This is a genomic window from Chitinophaga solisilvae (assembly GCF_009928525.1).
Classification (GTDB): Bacteria; Bacteroidota; Bacteroidia; order Chitinophagales; family Chitinophagaceae; genus Chitinophaga; species Chitinophaga solisilvae.
On the sequence record NZ_JAABOK010000004.1, the window covers coordinates 91,816 to 113,247 of the forward strand.

The following is a 21,432-nucleotide window of genomic DNA, read 5'->3' on the forward strand; positions in this document are numbered from 1 at the left end:
GGTAAACGGAACGGAATGCTGAATGGTTGCTGGTAGAGGATTTGGAGCCTGTGTCATAACAATAGGGAAGATAATTTTCATATGAAAAAAACAAATATAATTCTGCTGGTGGTTATTGCTGTCGCGATCGGTGTTATCGTGACAATGGTAGGCGATTTCAGTACCTATGAAACGTTCGCCACAGCCCGTGAGAAAGAAGGTAAGGAGTTCCATGTGATTGGTAAGCTGGACACCCTGCAGGCCATGCATTACGATCCTGTAAAGGATGCCAATTTATTCAGCTTCTACGTACTCGATAAAACAGGTGAAACCCGCAAAGTCGTTTTCTACGGCGCCAAACCTACAGACTTTGAAAAAGCGGAATCCGTTGTACTCACCGGTAAAATGGAAGGAAATGAGTTCCATTGCAGCAAAATCCTCATGAAATGCCCGTCTAAGTACAAAGACGACCAGGTGGTTGTCAGCAATAAACAAATGTAAAATATTTCTGATTTTCGATTTTCTGATGTCGGAGTATAAATGCTGCAGGTAAAATATTCTTGCTTTTCCGCTGCATTAAATCTGTTCATACGAAAACCGGAAATTGCTTAATCTATATATCGTTTCTCATGAAGTTTGAAGGAGAACACTTGTTGCCGGGCCAGCTGGGCCACTTCTTTGCCATTCTGGCCTTTGTAGCATCTATCGTTGCAACTGTAGCATATTATAACGCTGTTAAAGTAAAGGAAGCCGCTTTACAGGATTCATGGAAACGACTGGCCAGATGGGCCTTTGTGATTCAATCCGCCGCAGTCATCGCTGTTTTCAGCTGCCTTTGCTACATACTCAATAACCATTACTTTGAATACAAATACGCGTGGAGAAATACTTCCCGCGACCTTCCGGTACAATACCTGTTATCCAGTCTCTGGTCCGACCAGGAAGGCAGCTTCCTGCTCTGGAGTATCTGGAACAGTGTTCTCGGTATCATCCTGATACGTACTTCCAAAAAACTGGAAGCGCCTGTCATGACCGTATTCTCCCTGGCTCAGGTAATTATGGCCAGCATGCTGCTGGGCATTTTCATACTCGGATACAAGGTAGGCAGCAATCCGTTCATGTTGCTCAGAGAAGCGGCTGAAAATCAGGCTGCACCTATCTTCCGCCAACCAGACTACCTGCAGCATATTCACGACGGAAACGGACTGAATGTTACCCTGCAGAACTACTGGATGGTGATCCACCCGCCGATACTGTTCCTGGGCTTTGCCTCCATGATTATACCATTTGCCTTTGCCTTCGCCGCTTTATGGACCCGCGATTATACCTCCTGGGTAAAACCAGTGCTGCCTTGGGCGCTCTTTGCTGTGATGCTGCTGGGTATCGGTATTATGATGGGCGCTGCCTGGGCATACGAATCCCTGAACTTCGGTGGCTACTGGGGCTGGGATCCGGTAGAAAATGCGTCCCTGGTGCCGTGGCTTACCATGGTTGCCGGTCTGCATACCCTGCTGGCCTATAAGCACTCCGGCCATGCGCTGAAGTCTACCGTATTCTTCTTCTTTATATCGTATATCCTGATCCTGTACTCTTCCTTCCTGACAAAGAGCGGTATCCTGGGCGACACGTCCGTACACTCCTTTACAGATATGGGAATGAGCGGACAGCTGTTAATATCCATGCTGGTATTCACCGTACCATCTATCACCCTGCTGATCTTACGCAGAAAGGAAATACCTTCCATCAACAAAGAAGAAAGTACCTACTCCCGCGAATTCTGGTTGTTTGTCGGTTCTCTGATTCTGCTGATTGCCGGTATCCAGATCACTTTCACCACGTCCATTCCGGTATGGAATAAACTGCTGGGACTGAGCGGACTGAAATCCCTGTTCAAGCTGGACGACCTGGCGCCGCCTTCTGACGTCATCTTCCACTTCAACAAGATACAGATATGGATTGCCATCGTGCTGGGTGTTTTAACCGCCGTAGTGCAGTTCCTGAAATACAAGGACACGCCGAAAGGCATGCTCACCCGGAAGATATGGTTGCCAACCGCATTGGCGCTCCTGTTCACCGGACTCATTGCCTGGAAAGGCACCATCACCTACCTCAATTATGGTGCAGGCTTCCTCACCGCCATCTACCTGATGTTGTTTGCCAGCATTTACGCGATCGTGGGTAATGTTACCTATATCTTCACCGGTTTGAAAGGAAAGATGAAGAATGCCGGCGCTTCTGTGGCACACATCGGATTTGGCATGGTGCTGTTAGGCGTACTGATTTCTTCTTCCAAAATGGAAGTTATTTCCATCGATAAAATGAAGATGCTGAATGATGGCTTCTTCAGAAAAGAAAGCAAGCAGAATCCCCGCGAAAATATCATGCTGCCGAAAGATGTGCAGGTGCAGATGGGAGATTACCATGTTACTTATGTAGGCGACTCCATCGCTCCCGGCGATCCTAAAACCTACTATGTGATGCGGTATGAGCAGAAAGACAAGGCTACCGGCGCCGTAAAGGAAAGATTTACCCTCTACCCGGATGCTTTTGTGAATAAGAAGGAAAACTCCCTGTCTTCCAACCCTTCCTCCCGGCACTACCTCACCAGGGATATCTTTACTTACGTTTCTGCCGCGCCCAACAAGGCAGAAGAAGCGAAAGCAGATACCACCCAGTATGTGTCGCACGAAATCAAACAGGGCGATTCCGTATTCTTCTCCAAAGGCTTCATTGTGCTGAAAGGACTGAATGCCAAACCACAAAGCAAAAACTATATGGCACAACCCGGCGACCTCGCCGTTGGTGCAGAGCTGGAAGTATATACGCAGACAGACGATCACTTTAAGCTGCAGCCGATCTATTTTATCCGCGACAGCAGTTACCAGTACAGCGTAGAAGATACCCTCGCTCCGCTGAACCTGAACGTACGCTTCTCTAAGATCATGCCGGCAGAAAATAAAATTGAGCTGAAAGTAAAAGAGGCCGCCGGCTTCAGCGATTACGTAGTCATGAAAGCCCTGGTATTCCCCTATATCAATGTCCTGTGGCTGGGTGTTATTGTAACCGTCATAGGAACAGGGATGAGTATTGTGCAGAGAACAAGAAAGAAGTAATTACGAGTTACGAATGCTGAATGGCGGGTTATTTTTTTATTTAGTTATTTGAGATTTTGTGCCTGATCGTGATGCCCTTTGGGCTTACAAGTTCCAGAGAAAATCACGATCAGGCACAAAATCTCAAATAACTAAATAAAAAAATAACCCGCCATTCAGCATTTACAATTCGTAATTAATATCTGCGTAATTTGCACCCTATAAACCACCACCTATGATCCGGAAATGGTTTCGTATATGCCTCATTGTTATTGCGGTGCTTGTACTCATTTTCCTTTTAGGGCCTAAGCCCCAGGCGCCTGTTTATGCTGGTAATATGCCGGTGGTACCTCCGGCGGGTCCTGCGCTGGTGGAGTATGTGCAGCACAGGGAATCGCTGCACCGGCTGAAGCGGGATAACGAAGCCAGGATTATCTGGAATGATACTGCGTATCGCAAAACACCGTATGCCGTAGTGTATCTGCATGGTTTTTCCGCCAGCCAGGAGGAGGGGGACCCTACCCATCTGAACTTTGCCCGTAAATTTGGTTGTAATCTGTACCTGTCGCGCCTCGACGGGCATGGGGTTGATACGTCAGATCCGCTGGCGGATATGACGGCGGAAGGCTTGTGGAATGATGCCAGGGAAGCACTGGCCATAGGAAAATCGTTGGGAGATAAGGTGATACTGATGGGCACTTCTACCGGCGGTACGCTGGCGCTCAAGCTGGCGGCTGATTTCCCGGATGATGTTTTTGCTGTAATAAATATGTCACCCAATATTGCTATCAATGATAAACTGGCATTTCTGGCCAATGATCACTGGGGGTTGCAGCTGGCGAGGTTTGTCAACAAGGGTGATTTCAGAAGAGGGAATGACACCAGTGCTGTAATGGCGCAGTACTGGAATAACAGTTATCGGCTGGAAGCGATTGTACAGCTGCAGGAACTGCTGGAAACAACGATGACGCCGGCTACCTTTAAACGAATACATCAGCCGGTATTAAATTTATATTATTATAAAGATGAAGCCCACCAGGACCCAACCGTGAAAGTATCCGCCATCCTGAAAATGGAGAAGGAGCTGGGTACGCCGGACAGCCTGAAACGGGCAGTAGCCATTCCCGGCGCAGGTGCGCATGTTATGGGAAGTGCGCTGACAGCACATGATCTGCCTGCAGTAGCCAGGGCTATTGATAATTTTGCCATAGATAAGTTGAAAATGAAGCCCGTACACTGACCCCCCGGAGGATACTTTTTTAGGTAGATATTTAATCTGAAATGTTTTTTAACTTGTGGTAACATTTTTCCGTAAGTACCGTTAATCTAAGTATGCGTCGCCATTACCCGTTTATATTAGCCGTTTTCCTGCTGCTGGGCATCTCCGTGTGTTCCCATGAAGCTGTAGCGCAGGAGGCGCACGGTGCGGATGTAATACCGCTGCATGCGATAGTGGTAGGCAATGATACCATCCCGGTCATTACCCTGGCGATTGTTGACGTGGTGGAGAAAATGCCCAGGGCGCTGCGGAAAGAACGTGAACGCTGGAGCAGGCTCCGTAACGCGGTATATGTTACCTATCCTTATGCCAGAACAGCCGCCCGCCTTCTGAAAGATGTGAACAGCCAGCTGGCAACCATGTCCAAAAGAGAACGTAAGGCCTTCCTCGCCTCCAAAGAAAAGGAAATGAAAGCCCAGTTTGGCGACAAGCTGGAGAACCTGTCCATATACCAGGGAAAGGTGCTGATGAAACTGATAAACCGCGAAACAGGCCAGAACTGCTACGAAATTATCAAGGAACTCAAAGGCGGGTTTAATGCCCGCGTATGGCAGACGGTCGCCTTCTTCTTCGGCGGAAACCTGAAAAGCGAATATGACAAGCAGGAAGACAAGGATATAGAAGTGATTGTACAGGAACTGGAACTGTACCAGCGGTACCGCGCCTTTAATTAATTCAGCTATCTTCGTATCCACCAAAGGATGTCACACGATGAAAGCACGGATATTTTCAGCAGCATTATTATTGTTATCTGCAACCGCTATGGCACAGACGCCGGAGAATGAAGACCCGGTATATGTGGTAGACAGCGTACTTTCTACTGCTGCAATTATGGAAAATATTCCTCCCGATCAGATCGGTGTTATCACCATCGCGAAAGGGCGCAGGGCTATACTTAAATATGGCAGCCAGGCAGCCAACGGCGTCATCTATCTCGAAACCAAACCTTTTGCCCGCAAACGTATCACCCAACTGCTCCGCGAAGCCTCGCCGGCATACGACAGCCTGCTCCGCAAATATCCCAACGACAGCAGTTTTCAGTATATCGTCAACAGTAAACTGGTAATCCCTACCAACGAAACCAGCCTGATGGTACTGGACAAAAAGAGCCTGGTATCCCTGCAGGTAGTTACTGCCCGTGAGCTGGAAGAGAAATACCTGATCAAAGGCCGCAGCGCCGGTGTTATCATCACCAGCAGAGAGGATTGATGAGGTAAGGAATAATTTCCCATCTTTGCACCTCAATTTATAATCAGATGAAACTGGATATACTGGCAATAGCTGTACACCCCGACGATGTAGAACTGGGTTGTGCCGGCACATTGATGATACATGCCCTGCAAGGTATGAAGACCGGCGTAGTAGACCTCACCAGGGGAGAGCTGGGCACCCGTGGTACGCCTGAGTTACGGGAACAGGAAGCGCAGGACGCCGCTAAAATTATGGGACTGGAAGTAAGGGAAAACCTGGGCCTGGCCGATGGATTCTTTAGAAATGATACCATGGAACAGATGGCTATCATCCGCGCCATCAGGAAATACCAGCCGGATATAGTGCTTGCCAATGCTATGGATGACCGCCATCCCGATCATGGCCGTGCCGGTAAACTGATTGCAGACAGCTGCTTCCTCGCCGGACTGCGTAAGATAACCACCGAAGAAGACGGTATCCAGCAGCAGGCATGGCGCCCGAAACAGGTGTTCCATTTCCTGCAGGACCGCTACCACGAGCCGGACTTTGTCATAGATATTACCCCTGTTATGGAAAAGAAACTGGAAGCTATCAAGAGCTTCAGTTCCCAGTTCCTGGCAGCCAAAGACCATGAGCCGCAAACCTATATCTCCGGCGCCAACTTCTTCGACAGTGTCATCTACCGCGCCAAAATGCTCGGTAAAATGGTAGGCGTGGAATACGCAGAAGGCTATACGTCTGCGAAGATGATCGGCATCAGGAGTATGACGGATCTGATTAATGAAACCACCTGATAGGTAATTACGAATTACGAATTGCGAATTACGAATGAAAGCGGAGAGCAAAGCGCAGATCATATTTGATCGTTGCTTTGCTCTCCGCTTTCATTCGTAATTCGCAATTCGTAATTTGTAATTATTTATCTCAGTAATTCACCATTACTATGAAAACAATCATCACCTTGTTTTTGACTGCCCTGTTTTTATCGCTCCAGGCGCAACAGCCGGATAGACGTTTGTATAATGTGTTGAAGCCCTTGCTGGACGCGCATCACGGAGATGCCGGGGTATATGTGCAACATCTGAAGACGGGGCGAACGGTGGCTATCAATGCAGATACGGTGTTTCCGACGGCAAGTATGATTAAAATTCCTATACTGGCCGGGGTGTTTAAGCGTATCGGGGAAGGGGGGCTGCAGTACAGGCAGCTGCTGACTTACAGGGATTCGTTGCTGTATGAGGGAGAGGATTTACTGGGCTCTTTCCGTGACAGTCAGCAGATTACATTGGATAAGGTGGTGATGCTGATGCTGACGATGAGTGACAATACGGCCAGTTTATGGCTGCAGTCGCTGGCAGGCGGCGGGGCGGTCATCAATGAGTGGCTGGCGCAGCAGGGATTTGAGCATACACGTGTCAATTCCCGGACGAAAGGGAGGGAAGAGAACCGCAGGATATATGGCTGGGGGCAGACAACACCCCGCGAGATGGCGACGCTGATGAAACGTATTTATAAGGGAGAGGTAGTCAGTAAAGCCGGTAGCGAGCGGATGTACCGTAATCTTACCCGGAATTACTGGGATACGGAGGGAGTGCTCATGATACCGCCCGGCATCCGTACAGCAAGTAAGAACGGGGCGGTAGATGAGTCAAGGTCTGAAGTGCTGATGGTGAATGCACCTCACGGCGATTATGTTTATTGCATTATTACGAAGAATAATAAAGATCAGGGATGGAACCGGGATAACGAAGCCTGGCAGTTACTCAGAAAGGTAGGGGCTGCAATATGGCATCATTATGAACCGGACAGCAAATGGGTTCCTGACCCCGGGATGGGGCAATATTAAACGGCACAATGGGACCGGCTAAACATTAGATGAACAGATCTCTTGTTGCATCGAATTCATCCTGTTTAATGATGCTGTTTTTGATAAACGGAATCAAAGCTAGTCCAATCGTGATAATCACCAGTAATACGTATTTCTTTTTCATTTCCATGCTATTAATAATTTCTTCTCACTTATAACTAAATAACGTGCCAAAAAGATACGGAAATACCATGAAAATGTTAACTCAGTAATAATTTTTTTGATTATAAATCGGGATTCCCTGCTGTAGCCTTTACAGTGGGGGAGGAAAGCACATATATAGAGAATGCCAATGTCTTATTTTAAAAATCTATTTGACTAATAATGAATGTAAAGTGATCTTTGCGCCGGCAATTGACCAATAGTTTTGTCTGTAAATCAAAAATTGATATAGAATTATGAAAAATGTTATTTTATCTGTAGGATCAGAATTTCCGGAATTCAAGAAAACGTCAGTAGTTTCTATCGAAAAGGGTAAAGAGTTCTATGAACTGTCTTCAGAAGAACTGAAAAGCTCCGGCAAATGGATGGTAATGTTCTGGTGGCCTAAAGATTTCACCTTTGTATGCCCTACCGAGATTGCAGAATTCAACAAACATGCACAGGATTTTGCTGACCGCGATGCTGTACTGATCGGTGCTTCTACCGACAGCGAATTTGTACACGCTGCGTGGAGAAGAGATCACGAAGATCTGCGTAACCTGCAGTTCCCTATGCTGGCCGATACTTCCAAATCCCTCGCTACTGAGCTGGGTATCCTGGAAGCAAATGAAAAAGTTGCTTACCGTGCTACCTACATCGTAGATCCTCAGGGTATTGTTCGTTGGGTTTCCCTGTACGACCTGTCCGTAGGCCGCAGCGTAAAAGAAGTACTGCGTGTGCTGGATGCACTGCAGACAGATGAGCTGTGCCCTTGCAACTGGACAAAAGGCGAAGCGACCCTTACCGCCTAATTATTTAATTATCTGATTATTTGAGATTTGGTTATTTGAAATGCAGCGGAGACATGAGCGATATAAGCGATATAAGCAAATGTTGATCTCCGATGCATTTTAAATAATCAAATCTCAAATAACCACATCTCAAATGAATTTATATGTTTGCAACTACTAATCAGGATACAGCGGTGCAATTGCTGGAGTCTGTAGGACTGGGAGGAACAGCGTTGTCTGTTCGTTTGCAGGCCCTGGCGACTACAGATGCGCGGTACCTGAAGGATATTAAGATAAATGTGAGCAATGCGCTGAATGCAGCTACATTATCCAGGAAAGAGGCTTACCTGATCGGGGTGGCTGTGGCAGTGAATGAAAAGCATGCGGCATTGCAGGTTTCCCTGGAGAAGCTGGCAGTGCAGGAAGGCGCCAATGAAAAGGAGATTGCCGAAGTAATCAGCTGTACGTCCCTGATGAATGCCAACAATGTTTATTACCGTTTCAGGCATTTTGTCAACAAAGAGTTTTATACGACTACCCCTGCAGGTATCCGGATGAGCATTATGGCTAACCCGGTTACCGGAAAAGAATTTTTCGAGCTGCTGAGCCTGGTGGTTTCGGCGCTGAATGGTTGTGAAATGTGTGTTACCTCTCACGAGGAAACTTTGCTGAAGCATGGTACAGATCAGCAGAAAGTACTGGATGCAGTAAGATTAGGCGCCGTATTACGCAGTCTGATTGTATTATTATAAAAAATTATTTCCGGCGGGGACGGATGTAAATTAGTTCCATAATTAATTGATTATCATTAATTTGCATTGTGTTTATTTATTAAGTGGGAGCCTGGTAGCTGCCTGGTTTCAGCTGGATGTGAATAAATTCATTTAATAATATTTGCAAAATCCACAAAAAAGTGTGACTTTTGCATTCCTAAATTTTTAAATCATGGCAAGAGTATGTCAGGTGACAGGAAAGAAGCCGATTACAGGTCACCATGTTTCCTTCTCCAACATCAAAACAAAGAGAAGGTTTCTGCCTAACCTGCAGAAAAAGCGTTTTTTCCTGGCGGAAGAAGACAAATGGATATCATTGAAGGTATCTGCTGACGGTTTAAGAACCATCAACAAGAGAGGTTTGTATGCAGTAGTCAAAGAATTGCGTGCAGCTGGTACGGAAATCTAATTCTAAAGACTCACTTAATTTGTAATACACAATGGCAAAAAAAGGTAATAGAGTGCAGGTAATACTGGAATGTACAGAGCATAAGAACTCTGGTCAGCCAGGAACTTCCCGCTACATCTCTAACAAAAATAAGAAAAATACTCCTGAGCGTCTGGAGTTGAAAAAGTACAATCCTATTTTAAGGAAAGTTACTGTTCACAAAGAAATTAAATAAGTAATTGTTGATGGTTAATGGCTGTTTTGCATAGCCATATAGCCATTAGACCATAAAAACAATATAATACAATGGCAAAAGCAGCTTCAAAGAACTCGAAAGTAAAAGATGCTAAAGCAGCAGCTGAATCAAAAGTGTGGACTAAGGTAATCAGAGCGGTTCGTTCTCCGAAAACCGGTGCATATACTTTCAAAGAAGCAATTGTGCACAAGGATAAAGTGCAGGAGCATATTAATCAAAAGTAATTCGGCTTTACTAAATAATACTGAAAAGCTGTCCCGTCAAACGGACAGCTTTTTGTGTTGATATAAGCCGCTGTCAGGGTTAATTCCGTTAGTTTACCGGTTTGATGAAATTGTTAACACAAAAGACGTATTTTAGCAACCTGTTTGAATAATGCTGCTGATCAGCAGCCGGATAACCAATTAAAAGGGATATGATATCCCGGCCCAATTAAACTAAACTATGAGCTTTTTCAAAAATCTATTTTCCAGGGAAAAGAAGGAAAGTCTGGATCAGGGTTTGCAAAAAACCAAAGAAAGCTTCCTGAGTAAAATAGGTCGCGCTATTGCCGGTAAATCTACCGTAGATACTGAGGTGCTGGATAATCTGGAGGACGCATTGGTTTCTGCAGATGTAGGCGTAGATACTACCGTAAAAATCATTGACCGCATCGAACAACGGGTTGCTAAAGATAAGTATTTGGGAACCAGTGAGTTAAGCAGGATATTGCAGGAAGAAATTGCAACTATCCTCGTGGATGCACCAGATAGCGGTTTCCGTGATTTTGATGTACCGGCAGGGAAAAAGCCTTATGTAATTATGGTGGTAGGCGTGAATGGTGTAGGTAAAACCACTACTATCGGTAAGCTGGCATATAACTTTAAAAAAGCCGGTAAGTCAGTATTGCTGGGAGCGGCGGATACTTTCCGCGCTGCTGCCGTAGATCAGCTGACCATCTGGAGCGAGCGCGCAGGCGTGCCCATTGTGAAACAGCAGATGGGTTCGGATCCGGGAGCCGTGGCTTTTGATACGGTACAAAGCGGCGCTGCCCGTGATGTGGATGTAATTATCATCGATACCGCTGGCCGCCTGCACAATAAAGCCCATCTCATGGAAGAACTGGGTAAGATTAAACGCGTCATGAAAAAAGTCATTCCGGATGCGCCCCATGAAGTGCTCCTGGTACTGGACGGCTCTACCGGCCAGAATGCAGTGGAACAGGCCCGGCAGTTTACCGCAGCTACAGAAGTAACTGCGCTGGCTATTACCAAACTGGATGGAACCGCCAAGGGCGGTGTGGTGCTGGCCATCGCCAACCAGTTTAAAATTCCCGTTAAGTATATCGGTATCGGCGAAAAAATGGAAGATTTGCAGGTATTCAATAAAGAAGCATTCGTGGATTCTTTGTTTAGTCTAAACGATTGATTTTTATTATTTTGTAAATAGAGTCGATAGATTTGAATTAAGCCCACCTTTAATTTTACTTTAAGTAAAGAACGTTATCCGGGCTTTTCATCAGGCCCGGATATTTTTTTGGTCACATTTTTGGTCTCTTTCCGAACACTGCAATAGTTAGTTTATTATAAGTCTGCATTTGTTACATTTGAGTATACATTTTTGTAATCCTATTAACAATTCGTAGTTATGATCATAAAAAACATAGACCGAGTTGATGACATCACACCAGCAGAATTTAGGAAGAAATATTACGAACCAAGAAAACCAGTAATCATTACAGCAGCAGGATTGAGTAAAAACTGGCCTGCCTATCATCAATGGACCTGGGATTATTTCAAATCGATTGTTGGCGAAAAGGAAGTAGGTGTTTATAATAATGAGCGCGCCGGGGCTAAAACACTGGTGAACGGAGCAGATGACTACATTACCTTTGGCGAATACATTGATATGATCCGGAAGGGCCCGGTTAAGCTCCGCATTTTTCTCTTCAACATTTTTCAGCACGCACCCCAGCTGGCACAGGATATTGTCTGGCCGGACAAGTATTGCAAAGGCTTCCTTAAAAAATATCCCATGCTTTTCGTGGGCGGCGCTGGTTCAGTAGCGCATATGCACTACGATATTGATATGTCGCACATCTTCCATACCCAGTTTATCGGAAGAAAGCGGGTATTACTGCTGGACAACAAACAGTCGCCGCTGATTTACCGGATGCCTTTTACCGTTGAAAGCTCTGCCAGCTTCGTAAACTGGCATGAGCAGCTGGATACGGAACATTTCCCCGCACTGGAACATGCACAGGGGCTGACTACCATCCTGGAACACGGCGATACCCTGTTTATGCCCGCCGGCTACTGGCATCATATGGAGTATATGGACAGCGGCTTTGCGATGAGTCTGCGCGCCCTGGATGAAACCCTGACCGGCAAGCTGAACGGGCTGTATCATCTGGTCGGACTGAGAGGTATGAACAACCTCCTGATTAAACTGGCGCCGGAGTGGTGGTACCACAAAAAACGCACCCTGGCACGTAAAAGGGCTGAGAAAGCATTGCAACATATCTGATATGTAAAATATTGATGATCCGGATGTTTTAGCGACCTGTTTCGCAGCCGCCGCTGCATATCCGGATCATCATTAAATAATAATGATTTATATTACAAGGAGTTATCTTAAATTTTATAATTCCCATTTCTTTTCATACCTTTGCACCTTCCTTATTTAACCCCCACTAAGGCTCAAAGTCACGTACAGTAAGTCTGCTGTTTTATTCAATTAGTGTCTGTGTGTCTTCGTGGCGGTAAGCGGTTCAGGAAACAAACCGCATGTTTTAAAACATTCGCGCTTGAAGACGAAAACTTTAAAGAAAGACAAGGTTAATATTATTACGCTTGGATGCTCCAAGAACATGGTTGACTCAGAAGTACTGAGCGGACAACTGATGGCCAATGAAATCGATGTGGTACATGAAAGCACCAAACGCGACCATAATATTGTGGTAGTGAACACCTGCGGATTTATTGACAAGGCCAAGGAAGAATCGATCAACACCATCCTGGAACAGGTAGAACTGAAACAAAAAGGCAAGCTGGACAAAGTATATGTCACCGGCTGTCTGAGTGAACGTTACCGGGAGGATCTTAACACGGAAATAGGCGGAGTGGATGCCTGGTTTGGTACCATGGAATTGCCACTGCTGCTGAAAAAATTTGATGCCGACTACAAATCAGAGCTGATAGGAGAACGCCTCCTGAGTACCCCTTCTCATTATGCTTACCTGAAAATAGCCGAAGGTTGTAACCGTACCTGTTCCTTCTGCGCCATCCCGCTGATGCGGGGCAGCCATGTATCCAGACCTATTGAGGAGCTGGTGAAGGAAGCAGAGAAACTGGTGCGCTCCGGTGTGAAGGAAATCATGCTGATTGCACAGGAGCTGACTTACTATGGTCTGGACCTGTACAAACAGCGCCGCCTCGGTGATCTGATGAGAGCCCTGGCCGGTGTGGAAGGTCTGGAATGGATCCGGCTGCACTATGCATACCCAACCAAGTTTCCGATGGAAATTCTGGATGTGATGAATGAATTCCCGAACATCTGTAACTATATCGATATGCCTTTGCAGCATGCTTCCAACGCTATGCTGAAAGCGATGAAACGTCAGATTACCCGTGAAGAGATTGAAGAATTAGTACATAACATCCGTGCAAAAGTACCGGGCATCTGCCTGCGTACTACCCTGATTGCCGGCTTCCCCGGTGAAACGGAAGACGATGTGGAAGAACTGAAAGGTTTCCTGGAAAGAATGCGTTTTGACCGTGTGGGTGTTTTCACTTACAGTCATGAAGAAGGCACCAGCGCCTACGCACTGGAAGATAATATCCCCGCTGAAGAGAAGGAGAGAAGAGCGCAGGAAATCATGGAAGTACAACAGGAAATCTCCCTGGAAAAAAACCAGGAGAAAGTAGGAAAAGTATATAAAGTAATAGTAGATAAGAAAGAAGCCGGACGCTATCTTGCCCGCACGGAATTTGATTCTGTAGAGGTAGATAATGAAGTGATCATCGATACCACCAAACGCCTGAAACCCGGCGAATTTGTGGAAGTACGCATCACCAAAGCATTCGATTACGATCTTGAAGGTGAATTAATTTAAGAAAATATTTCAAACAGCTAAAAGCTAACTAACCAGCTTACAGCTTATACCCAGCTCCCGACGGAGCATGATTAATGCAAATCAATGACTACATTTGAATCACTGGGCTTACAAGAGCCTATCTTAAAGGGAATTACGGACCTGGGCTTCGTTTCCCCAACACCAATCCAGGAACAGGCAATTCCCGTGCTGTTAAGCGGAGACCGCGACTTCGTAGGTTTGGCCCAGACGGGCACCGGTAAAACTGCTGCTTTTGGTTTACCATTGCTGCAGCAGCTGGATCTCAAAATAAATAAACCCCAGGGGCTGATTTTATGTCCAACCCGTGAACTGTGTCTGCAGATCACCAACGACCTGAAAAATTTCAGCAAATACCTCGGCGATGTGAACATTGTTGCCGTTTACGGCGGTTCCAGCATCGTGCAGCAGCTGCGCGACCTGAAAAGAGGCGTACACATCGTAGTGGCTACTCCGGGCCGTCTGCTCGATATCATCGACCGTGGCGCCATCAACTTTGAAAATGTCCGTTACGCTGTACTGGATGAAGCGGATGAAATGCTGAACATGGGCTTCCAGGAAGACATCAACAGCATCCTCTCCAATACGCCTGAAAATAAAACCACCTGGCTGTTTTCCGCTACGATGCCGCAGGAAGTGCGCCGTATCGCGAAAAAATACATGGAAGATCCGTTTGAACTGACGGTAGGTACCAAAAACAGCGGTAACGTAAATATTGAACATGAATACTACGTGGTACGCCCGCGTGATAAATATGCTGCGCTGAAACGTATCGTAGACTTCAATCCTGATATCTTCGGTATCATCTTCACCCGCACCAAAATAGAATCACAGGAAATTGCCGAATCCCTGATCAAGGACGGTTACAATGCAGATGCCCTGCACGGTGACCTTACCCAGCAACAGCGTGATAAGGTAATGAAACGCTTCCGCGAAAGAGCACTGCAGGTGCTGGTAGCTACAGACGTAGCTGCCCGTGGTATCGACGTAGATAACGTTACCCACGTTATCAACTACGATCTGCCTGATGACGTGGAAAACTACACACACCGCTCCGGCCGCACCGGCAGGGCTGGTAAATCCGGTGTATCCATCGCTGTTATCAGCTCCCGCGACATCGGTAAAATCCGTCAGATCGAGAGGGTAATCGGTAAGAAATTCGTAAAAGCAGAAGTTCCCGATGGCTTTGCAGTATGCGAAAAACAACTGTTCGGCCTCGTACATAAAGTACATAATGTTACCGTTAACGAAGAACAGATCGAACCATATCTGGAACGCATATACGAAGAGTTTGCATCCATGACCAAGGAAGATCTGATCAAACGCTTCGCGTCCCTGGAATTCAACCAGTTCCTGGAATACTACCAGGATGCTCCGGATCTGAATGCCAAAGACGAAAGACGCTTCGGTGAAGAAGGTGGTAAAGACCGCAGAAACAACGGCAAATTCACCCGCCTGTTCATTAATCTCGGTTCTGTAGACGATTTCAACCGTGGCGATATGCTGCGCTACCTGTGCGACAATACCGGTATCCGTGGTAACAAAATCGGCCGTATCGATCTGAAAGGCGTATACTCCTTCTTCGAAGTGGAAAACGACGAAGTGGAAAAAGTAACGCAGAGCTTCAAAAAAGTAGAGTACAACGGACGCAGCGTACGTATCGAAATGTCTCAGGACGGTGATAAACGTGGCGGCGGCGGCCGTAGCTTCGGCGGCGGACGCAGAGATGACGGCGCTCCCCGTAAACGCTGGAATTCAGAAGGCGGTGGTCGTCCGGGCGGTTTCCGCTCAGGCGAGAAACGCGAATCTGCCGGCGGTAGCAGACCTCCGTTCAAACGTAAATACTAAACTCCTTTAATGGATTATAAATAAGAAAGGCGTCCCGCAAAGGACGCCTTTCTTATTTTATAAAAATCTATCTGATAAGTATCCTATCATTTCCCGAAAATTAAACTATCTTGTTAATTCAGACCCAATTTTCACGTTACTATGACCGGAGCTTATTATCGCACTTCAGAGACAGTAGTACCTTTTTCCCTCTTTACTTCCGGTGACATTGCCCTGTTTCAGGCAGGCTCACATTACCGGCTATACGAAAAGTTCGGCGCACATCCACTAGATTATGAAGGAACCAAAGGAACCTATTTTTCCGTGTGGGCTCCCAACGCTGCATTTGTAGCAGTAATGGGTGATTTCAACAACTGGGACCATTACAGTCATACCCTGTTCCCCCGCTGGGATAACTCCGGCATATGGGAAGGCTTTGTCCCTGAAGTCACCGACGGAAGCCTCTACAAATATTTCATCCGTGCCAACAGCGGCGAAGAGCTGGAGAAGGGCGATCCCTATGGCACCTCCTGGGAAGTAAGACCCAAAACAGCTACTATCGTACACCGCCTGGACCATACCTGGAACGATAAAAAATGGATGCAGGAGCGCAGATCACGCAACAGCCTGGGCAGTCCGTTTTCCGTATATGAAGTACATCTCGGCTCCTGGCGCAAACCCGACCCTGCCGCTGCAGAGATATTTTATTCTTACCCCGAAATTACCCGCATGCTGGTGCCCTATGTGAAAGAGATGGGCTTCACCCATGTGGAGCTGATGCCGGTAATGGAACACCCTTTTGACGGCTCCTGGGGGTATCAGCAGACCGGTTATTATGCCGTTACCTCCCGCTATGGTACACCCGAACAATTTATGGAAATGGTGGAAGCCTTTCATCAGGCCGGCATCGGCGTGATCCTCGACTGGGTGCCTTCTCATTTTCCTTATGATGCACATGGCCTCTTCCGGTTCGATGGCGCGCATACCTATGAATATGCGGATATGCGCAAGGGATATCATCCCGACTGGAACAGCTATATTTTTAATTATGCCCGTAATGAAGTGCGTTCCTTCCTGTTGAGTAACGCCATTTACTGGCTGGATAAATTTCATATAGACGGATTACGGGTAGATGCCGTTGCCTCTATGATACACCTCGATTATTCCCGTGAAAGAGGCGCTTGGGAACCTAATGAGCTGGGAGGTAATGAAAACCTGGAAGCCATCAGTTTCCTGAAAAAGGTCAATGAAACGGTATATGCGCTCTATCCTGATGTGCAGACCATCGCAGAAGATTCTACCAATCATTACGGAGTGTCCCGTCCGACATTCATGGGCGGACTGGGTTTCGGCATGAAGTGGATGATGGGATGGATGAATGATACATTGGACTATTTCAAAAAAGATCCCATTCACCGGAAATGGTATCAGAATGACCTCACCTTCAGCCTGGTATATGCCTTCAGCGAAAATTACATGCTGCCGCTGAGTCACGATGAAGTGGTGCATGGAAAGTCGCCGCTGCTGTATAAAATGCCCGGCGATGAATGGCAGAAATGTGCCAACCTCCGCTTGCTGTTCGGATATATGTTTACGCATCCCGGAACTAAATTACTGTTTATGGGAGGGGAGTTTGGGCAGACTTCCGAATGGAATTACCGCAGCGAGCTGGAATGGCACCTGCTGAAATATGCGCCGCATAAAGGTATTCAGGATTTTGTGAAAGACCTGAACCGTTTGTATACCTCTTCACCAGCCTTGTATGAATTACAGTTTGAGGCAGAAGGGTTTGAGTGGATAACCGTAAATGATTATGATAACTGTGTGCTGGCATATGCCCGGAAAGGCAAGTCTGCAAAGGACTGGATGCTGATAGTACTGAACATGACGCCGGTACCGAGAGAGCAGTATCTGGTAGGAGTGCCGTTCGGGGGAGTGTGGGAAGAAGTACTGAACAGTGATGCACCGCAGTATTATGGCAGTGGTGTTATCAATACCGGACCGCAGAAAGCGGTAAAACAGTTTTACAATGGCCGGGAGTATGTATTGTCATTGCGGGTGCCGCCGCTGGGAATGAGCATCCTGAAATTAACGGCCCAGGTGTAAATAAATGCATTAGCATATATCAGAAGGGAGAAGCGGATGCTTCTCCCTTTTTCTTTTCCCTCGTTTAAACTATTTACTGTCTCTGCCGTCTATTCCGTACAGCAATAAGAGGAGAGGGAAATGCGTTTTATTTATTGTGTCACATTCCGCCCGGATTCAGTTCCGGCGTGCCTTTAGCCATATTAATCAGCCAATTTTTATTAGTCTTTAAAAACCATTCATTTATGAAAAACTCGCTCCGAAAAACCGGGCTTTTACTGGTCATGTTACCCGTATTGGCCGCGCTCATGCTGTATTCCTGCAAGAAGGACCAATCTGCATCAGATCAGCCGATTCCGGCAAACCAGCAAAAAGTAAGTATATATTTATCAGATGATCCCGGTCTGTTTGACAAGGTACTGCTGGATATCCGTAAGGTAGAGATACTGGTGGATACCTGCGGGGGGATAGATAATGATCCATGGGATGACCGTGACCGCTGCTGGTGGGATGAAGACCGGCGTGATGACCGCCATGGCCGTGATACCTGCCAGGTATGGGATTCGCTGGCTATACGCCCGGGTGTTTATGACCTGCTCACGCTGAGAAATGGCGCAGATACTTTGCTGGCGGGTGGTTTGATTCATAAGGGAGAGATGAAACGCATCCGTATCACGGTAGGCAATAATAATTCCCTGGTGAAAAACAGCGTTACCTATCCGCTCGCATCTGTATCGGGGCAATCAAAGATTATAGTAAGGGTCCGGCATAATGAATGGGACGAGGTATCGGGCGATAACCTGCAGCTGTGGCTGGATTTCGATGTGCAGCGTTCTGTCATCAGAACCTGGAACGGTAAGTTTATTCTGCGGCCGTATATTAATGTGTTCACTATCCTGAAGATGGGTAGCCTGTCGGGGCGTATTACACCTGCAGATGCCTATCCTGTGGTATCAGTTTACAACAGCAGCAGGGATACGTTGTATGCGTTGCCCTGGAGAAACGGGGATTTCAAAGTGAGGGGGCTGAAAGTGGGTACCTGGAGTGTGTTTGTGAATACCTCCAATGGTTATAAAGACACGACAATTGCGAATGTGAAGATAGAGCGGGGCAGGGATACGCGTCTGGGAGAAATCAGATTACACAAATAGCGGTATGATAACGATCCGGGCCGGCGTTCTTTCAGGGACGCCGGTTTTTTTTAGTCTGTCAAATATATGGGTAAAATATTTAACTTGTGATAAAGTGACTATTATGCAAAAATTGTTTTTATGTATACTGCTGCAACTGGGATGTGTAGCGGTGATGGCACAGGGGAAAACCAATCAGCGTGATGCGCAGGGGCGTAAGCAGGGGAATTGGGTAGAAGTGGTGGAAGAGCTGAGAGGAGAGCCGGGTTTTACCTGGGAGGGCGCGTATAAGAATGGCAGGAAGGAGGGGATGTGGAAGAAGACATCGCTGGGAGGTAATATTATGGCAGAGGAAAATTTCCGGAATAATGTACTGGACGGTTATTGTAAGTATTTCTACCCCAACGGGAAACGCAGCGAGGAAGGCAGTTTCCTGGCTACGGAGATAGAGGGGCAGCGGGATACGGTGATGGTGGTAGATCCGGTTACGCAGGCGGAAAAACCGGTAGTGATAACACGGTTGGGTAATTCAGTGCGTAATGGTGTCTGGAAATTATATGATGAAGAAACCGGGAAGATGGTTAAATCGTATTATAAGAGAGGGGAGTTGGTGACGCCGGAAGAGCTGGGTGACAGTACAGAGGTGAGTAAGCCTGCACCGGCGCCTGCACCTTTGCAGTTGCCACATGAAGATGCCGGCAAACGTAAAAGGAAAGGATAATTGACAGCATAGGTCCGGCTTAAAAATGAACAGAAATGAACAGAAAAAATTGTCCGTTTTAGCTTTTTAAGTTGTATTTTCATTACAGTAGATGCGCCGGTGTGCGCGTCTGCTGTACGCGAAATGTTGTTTATTACAGAATCCTGTTAATTTGTTTGTATGAAAAGCCTGATTATCAACCACGGAGAAAATCATCATGAGCTGAATGGTCTGGAATCCACACCTGACCGGACAGAATTGATGTTCCGTGCGATTTTTATTTTACTTGTTTTTTGCGCATTGATATCTATTTTTTTCCTGTCTATCTTTTTTTAGCAGCGGTCATTTTGAAGGATTTTTGAGGATGCAGAAAGATATAAATGAGACCGGTTTCTACAGATAAAAAAATCCTGTAAAAGTTTTTAATAGTTGATTGCTAAATTGATTTTGTTTGATGGAACCCTTTACAGTATTGTGTTTACTAACCCATTTTTCACCATTCAATATTTCAATTTCTTAATTAGATGTTAACGTGTTGACTCGATTTGTTCATTTTGTTCATTTTGAGTTTTAACCCTTTCAATATTTTGCACTAAGCAATTAAGCTATTAATTTTACAGTCTCTAAAGTTGGCATAGGTTAGGAACCCGGCCCCAGATCTCTATCTGAAAGCCTTTTTTCTTTTTCAGCTACCGCGCAACTTTACAGCTTCATCTTATTTTTCTGTATGTATTTTATGGTCTTTATGCAGCAACTGCTCACTGGCAGGAGGTAATACTTGTATACTGTTACGTAGGGTTTTTCGTTGCCGGAAAAATCCGTTACGATGCGGGTGTTGGTGCTTGTATGACTGTCTGGTAAAGGGATTGATTGCATAGGGAAAGAACTGATTGCACAGCAAAGGGATTGACTGTATAGTAAAAATAATGGGAGGGAGATGGTTCACAAAAAATAAATGAAGGAAGAATATATAAGATAACGTATATGGTTATACGTTTTTGTATGAGGTTGAAATAAAACGGATATAATATGCATAAAACCGGAACAGGATGCTCCTGAAAAGAATACGCCTATATGGATAAATGATGAAAAAGTATTAATATTAGTAACGCTTGCAACATCATTCCAGACTGGTTTTTGCATGTTATACTTTTTAACCGGAACAACCAAAAAAATAGCAGCACATGAAAAGAGTAACAGGAATAGGAGGCATCTTTTTCAAATGCAAAGATCCCGGAAAACTCAGGGATTGGTACAAAACTCATCTTGGGTTTGACACAAGCCACTATGGGGCAAAGTTTGAATGGCAGCAGGATGCAGCTGCCGCCAAACAGGGATATACGCTCTGGAGTCCCTTTCCGGATAACACCCAATATTTTGAGCCGTCAGCAGCTGACTTTATGATCAATTACCGGGTCGAAAACCTCGAAGCACTGGTAGCCGTATTACAAAAGGAAGGGGTGACGGTTTTAGATAAAATAGAAGCATCTGAATATGGAAAATTCGTTCACATTCTTGACATAGAAGGTAATAAAATTGAATTATGGGAACCTAATGAATAATGCCCATCTATGTGATAACAACCTCGGAATGATGGAAGCGAGAACCTGTCGCTCTTCCAATAAATACGTACTTACCGGTTATCGTTGATTTAAAATAAGGTTTGCTGATTTGTCTGTAAATAAAAAGAACAGCAAAGGAATGCCTGCCACTCTTTCAATAATGCGTACTTACCGGTTGGAGGTCATCTATTATTTAAAATCAGAGTTGACTAATTTATCTGCAAATAAAAGAGTAGCAAATGAATGCCTGCCGTTCTTTC

General features: G+C 45.9%; 20 protein-coding genes. All 20 read left to right on the top strand.

The window, feature by feature from the left end; translation table 11 throughout:
- The first annotated feature begins 81 nt into the window (after positions 1-81).
- Entirely contained in the window at positions 82-480 is a 399-nt protein-coding gene (locus GWG06_RS09155) for a cytochrome c maturation protein CcmE domain-containing protein (RefSeq protein ID WP_127043939.1), read from the top strand.
- 128 nt (positions 481-608) lie between these two features.
- Positions 609-3,092: a cytochrome c biogenesis protein CcsA gene (gene ccsA, locus GWG06_RS09160; protein ID WP_160712729.1), complete on the top strand. Its 2,484-nt coding sequence runs from the start codon at positions 609-611 to the stop codon at positions 3,090-3,092.
- Positions 3,093-3,306: 214 nt separating this feature from the next.
- Positions 3,307-4,311 carry an alpha/beta hydrolase gene (locus GWG06_RS09165; protein WP_160712731.1) on the top strand — a complete coding sequence of 335 codons (1,005 nt, stop codon included), beginning with the start codon at positions 3,307-3,309 and terminating at the stop codon, positions 4,309-4,311.
- 92 nt (positions 4,312-4,403) lie between these two features.
- Positions 4,404-5,024, top strand: a complete 621-nt coding sequence (locus GWG06_RS09170; protein ID WP_160712733.1) for a DUF4294 domain-containing protein — start codon at positions 4,404-4,406, stop codon at positions 5,022-5,024.
- Positions 5,025-5,061: 37 nt separating this feature from the next.
- The gene (locus tag GWG06_RS09175; protein WP_127044539.1) at positions 5,062-5,559 is read left to right on the top strand and encodes a hypothetical protein; all 498 of its coding nucleotides are present in this window, start codon (positions 5,062-5,064) and stop codon (positions 5,557-5,559) included.
- Between the two features lie 47 nt (positions 5,560-5,606).
- Positions 5,607-6,335: a bacillithiol biosynthesis deacetylase BshB1 gene (gene bshB1 / locus GWG06_RS09180; protein WP_160712735.1), complete on the top strand. Its 729-nt coding sequence runs from the start codon at positions 5,607-5,609 to the stop codon at positions 6,333-6,335.
- A gap of 149 nt (positions 6,336-6,484) precedes the next feature.
- Positions 6,485-7,387 carry a serine hydrolase gene (locus GWG06_RS09185; protein ID WP_160712737.1) on the top strand — a complete coding sequence of 301 codons (903 nt, stop codon included), beginning with the start codon at positions 6,485-6,487 and terminating at the stop codon, positions 7,385-7,387.
- Positions 7,388-7,806: 419 nt separating this feature from the next.
- The gene (locus tag GWG06_RS09190; protein WP_160712739.1) at positions 7,807-8,361 is read left to right on the top strand and encodes a peroxiredoxin; all 555 of its coding nucleotides are present in this window, start codon (positions 7,807-7,809) and stop codon (positions 8,359-8,361) included.
- A 143-nt stretch (positions 8,362-8,504) separates the two neighbouring features.
- Positions 8,505-9,092 carry a carboxymuconolactone decarboxylase family protein gene (locus GWG06_RS09195; RefSeq protein WP_160712741.1) on the top strand — a complete coding sequence of 196 codons (588 nt, stop codon included), beginning with the start codon at positions 8,505-8,507 and terminating at the stop codon, positions 9,090-9,092.
- 193 nt (positions 9,093-9,285) lie between these two features.
- Positions 9,286-9,522, top strand: coding sequence for a 50S ribosomal protein L28 (gene rpmB / locus GWG06_RS09200; RefSeq protein WP_078670880.1), 237 nt, complete (start codon positions 9,286-9,288; stop codon positions 9,520-9,522).
- 31 nt (positions 9,523-9,553) lie between these two features.
- Complete coding sequence (gene rpmG, locus GWG06_RS09205; RefSeq protein ID WP_074238941.1) at positions 9,554-9,736, top strand: 50S ribosomal protein L33; 183 nt, start codon at positions 9,554-9,556, stop codon at positions 9,734-9,736.
- 71 nt (positions 9,737-9,807) lie between these two features.
- Entirely contained in the window at positions 9,808-9,981 is a 174-nt protein-coding gene (locus tag GWG06_RS09210; RefSeq protein ID WP_078670879.1) for a DUF4295 family protein, read from the top strand.
- Positions 9,982-10,201: 220 nt separating this feature from the next.
- Positions 10,202-11,164, top strand: coding sequence for a signal recognition particle-docking protein FtsY (gene ftsY / locus GWG06_RS09215; protein WP_160712743.1), 963 nt, complete (start codon positions 10,202-10,204; stop codon positions 11,162-11,164).
- Positions 11,165-11,383: 219 nt separating this feature from the next.
- Positions 11,384-12,262, top strand: a complete 879-nt coding sequence (locus GWG06_RS09220) for a cupin-like domain-containing protein (protein ID WP_160712745.1) — start codon at positions 11,384-11,386, stop codon at positions 12,260-12,262.
- A gap of 280 nt (positions 12,263-12,542) precedes the next feature.
- The gene (gene rimO, locus GWG06_RS09225; protein WP_127043517.1) at positions 12,543-13,850 is read left to right on the top strand and encodes a 30S ribosomal protein S12 methylthiotransferase RimO; all 1,308 of its coding nucleotides are present in this window, start codon (positions 12,543-12,545) and stop codon (positions 13,848-13,850) included.
- 84 nt (positions 13,851-13,934) lie between these two features.
- A complete protein-coding gene (locus tag GWG06_RS09230) occupies positions 13,935-15,716 on the top strand; it encodes a DEAD/DEAH box helicase (protein WP_127043516.1) in 1,782 nt (593 codons plus the stop codon).
- 141 nt (positions 15,717-15,857) lie between these two features.
- Positions 15,858-17,801, top strand: coding sequence for a 1,4-alpha-glucan branching protein GlgB (gene glgB, locus GWG06_RS09235; RefSeq protein WP_160712747.1), 1,944 nt, complete (start codon positions 15,858-15,860; stop codon positions 17,799-17,801).
- 224 nt (positions 17,802-18,025) lie between these two features.
- Positions 18,026-18,931, top strand: coding sequence for a DUF4382 domain-containing protein (locus GWG06_RS09240; protein WP_160712749.1), 906 nt, complete (start codon positions 18,026-18,028; stop codon positions 18,929-18,931).
- 103 nt (positions 18,932-19,034) lie between these two features.
- Positions 19,035-19,631, top strand: coding sequence for a toxin-antitoxin system YwqK family antitoxin (locus GWG06_RS09245; protein WP_127043513.1), 597 nt, complete (start codon positions 19,035-19,037; stop codon positions 19,629-19,631).
- Positions 19,632-20,794: 1,163 nt separating this feature from the next.
- On the top strand, positions 20,795-21,172 hold the full coding sequence (locus GWG06_RS09250) for a VOC family protein (RefSeq protein ID WP_160712751.1): 378 nt from the start codon (positions 20,795-20,797) through the stop codon (positions 21,170-21,172).
- Positions 21,173-21,432: the final 260 nt, after the last annotated feature.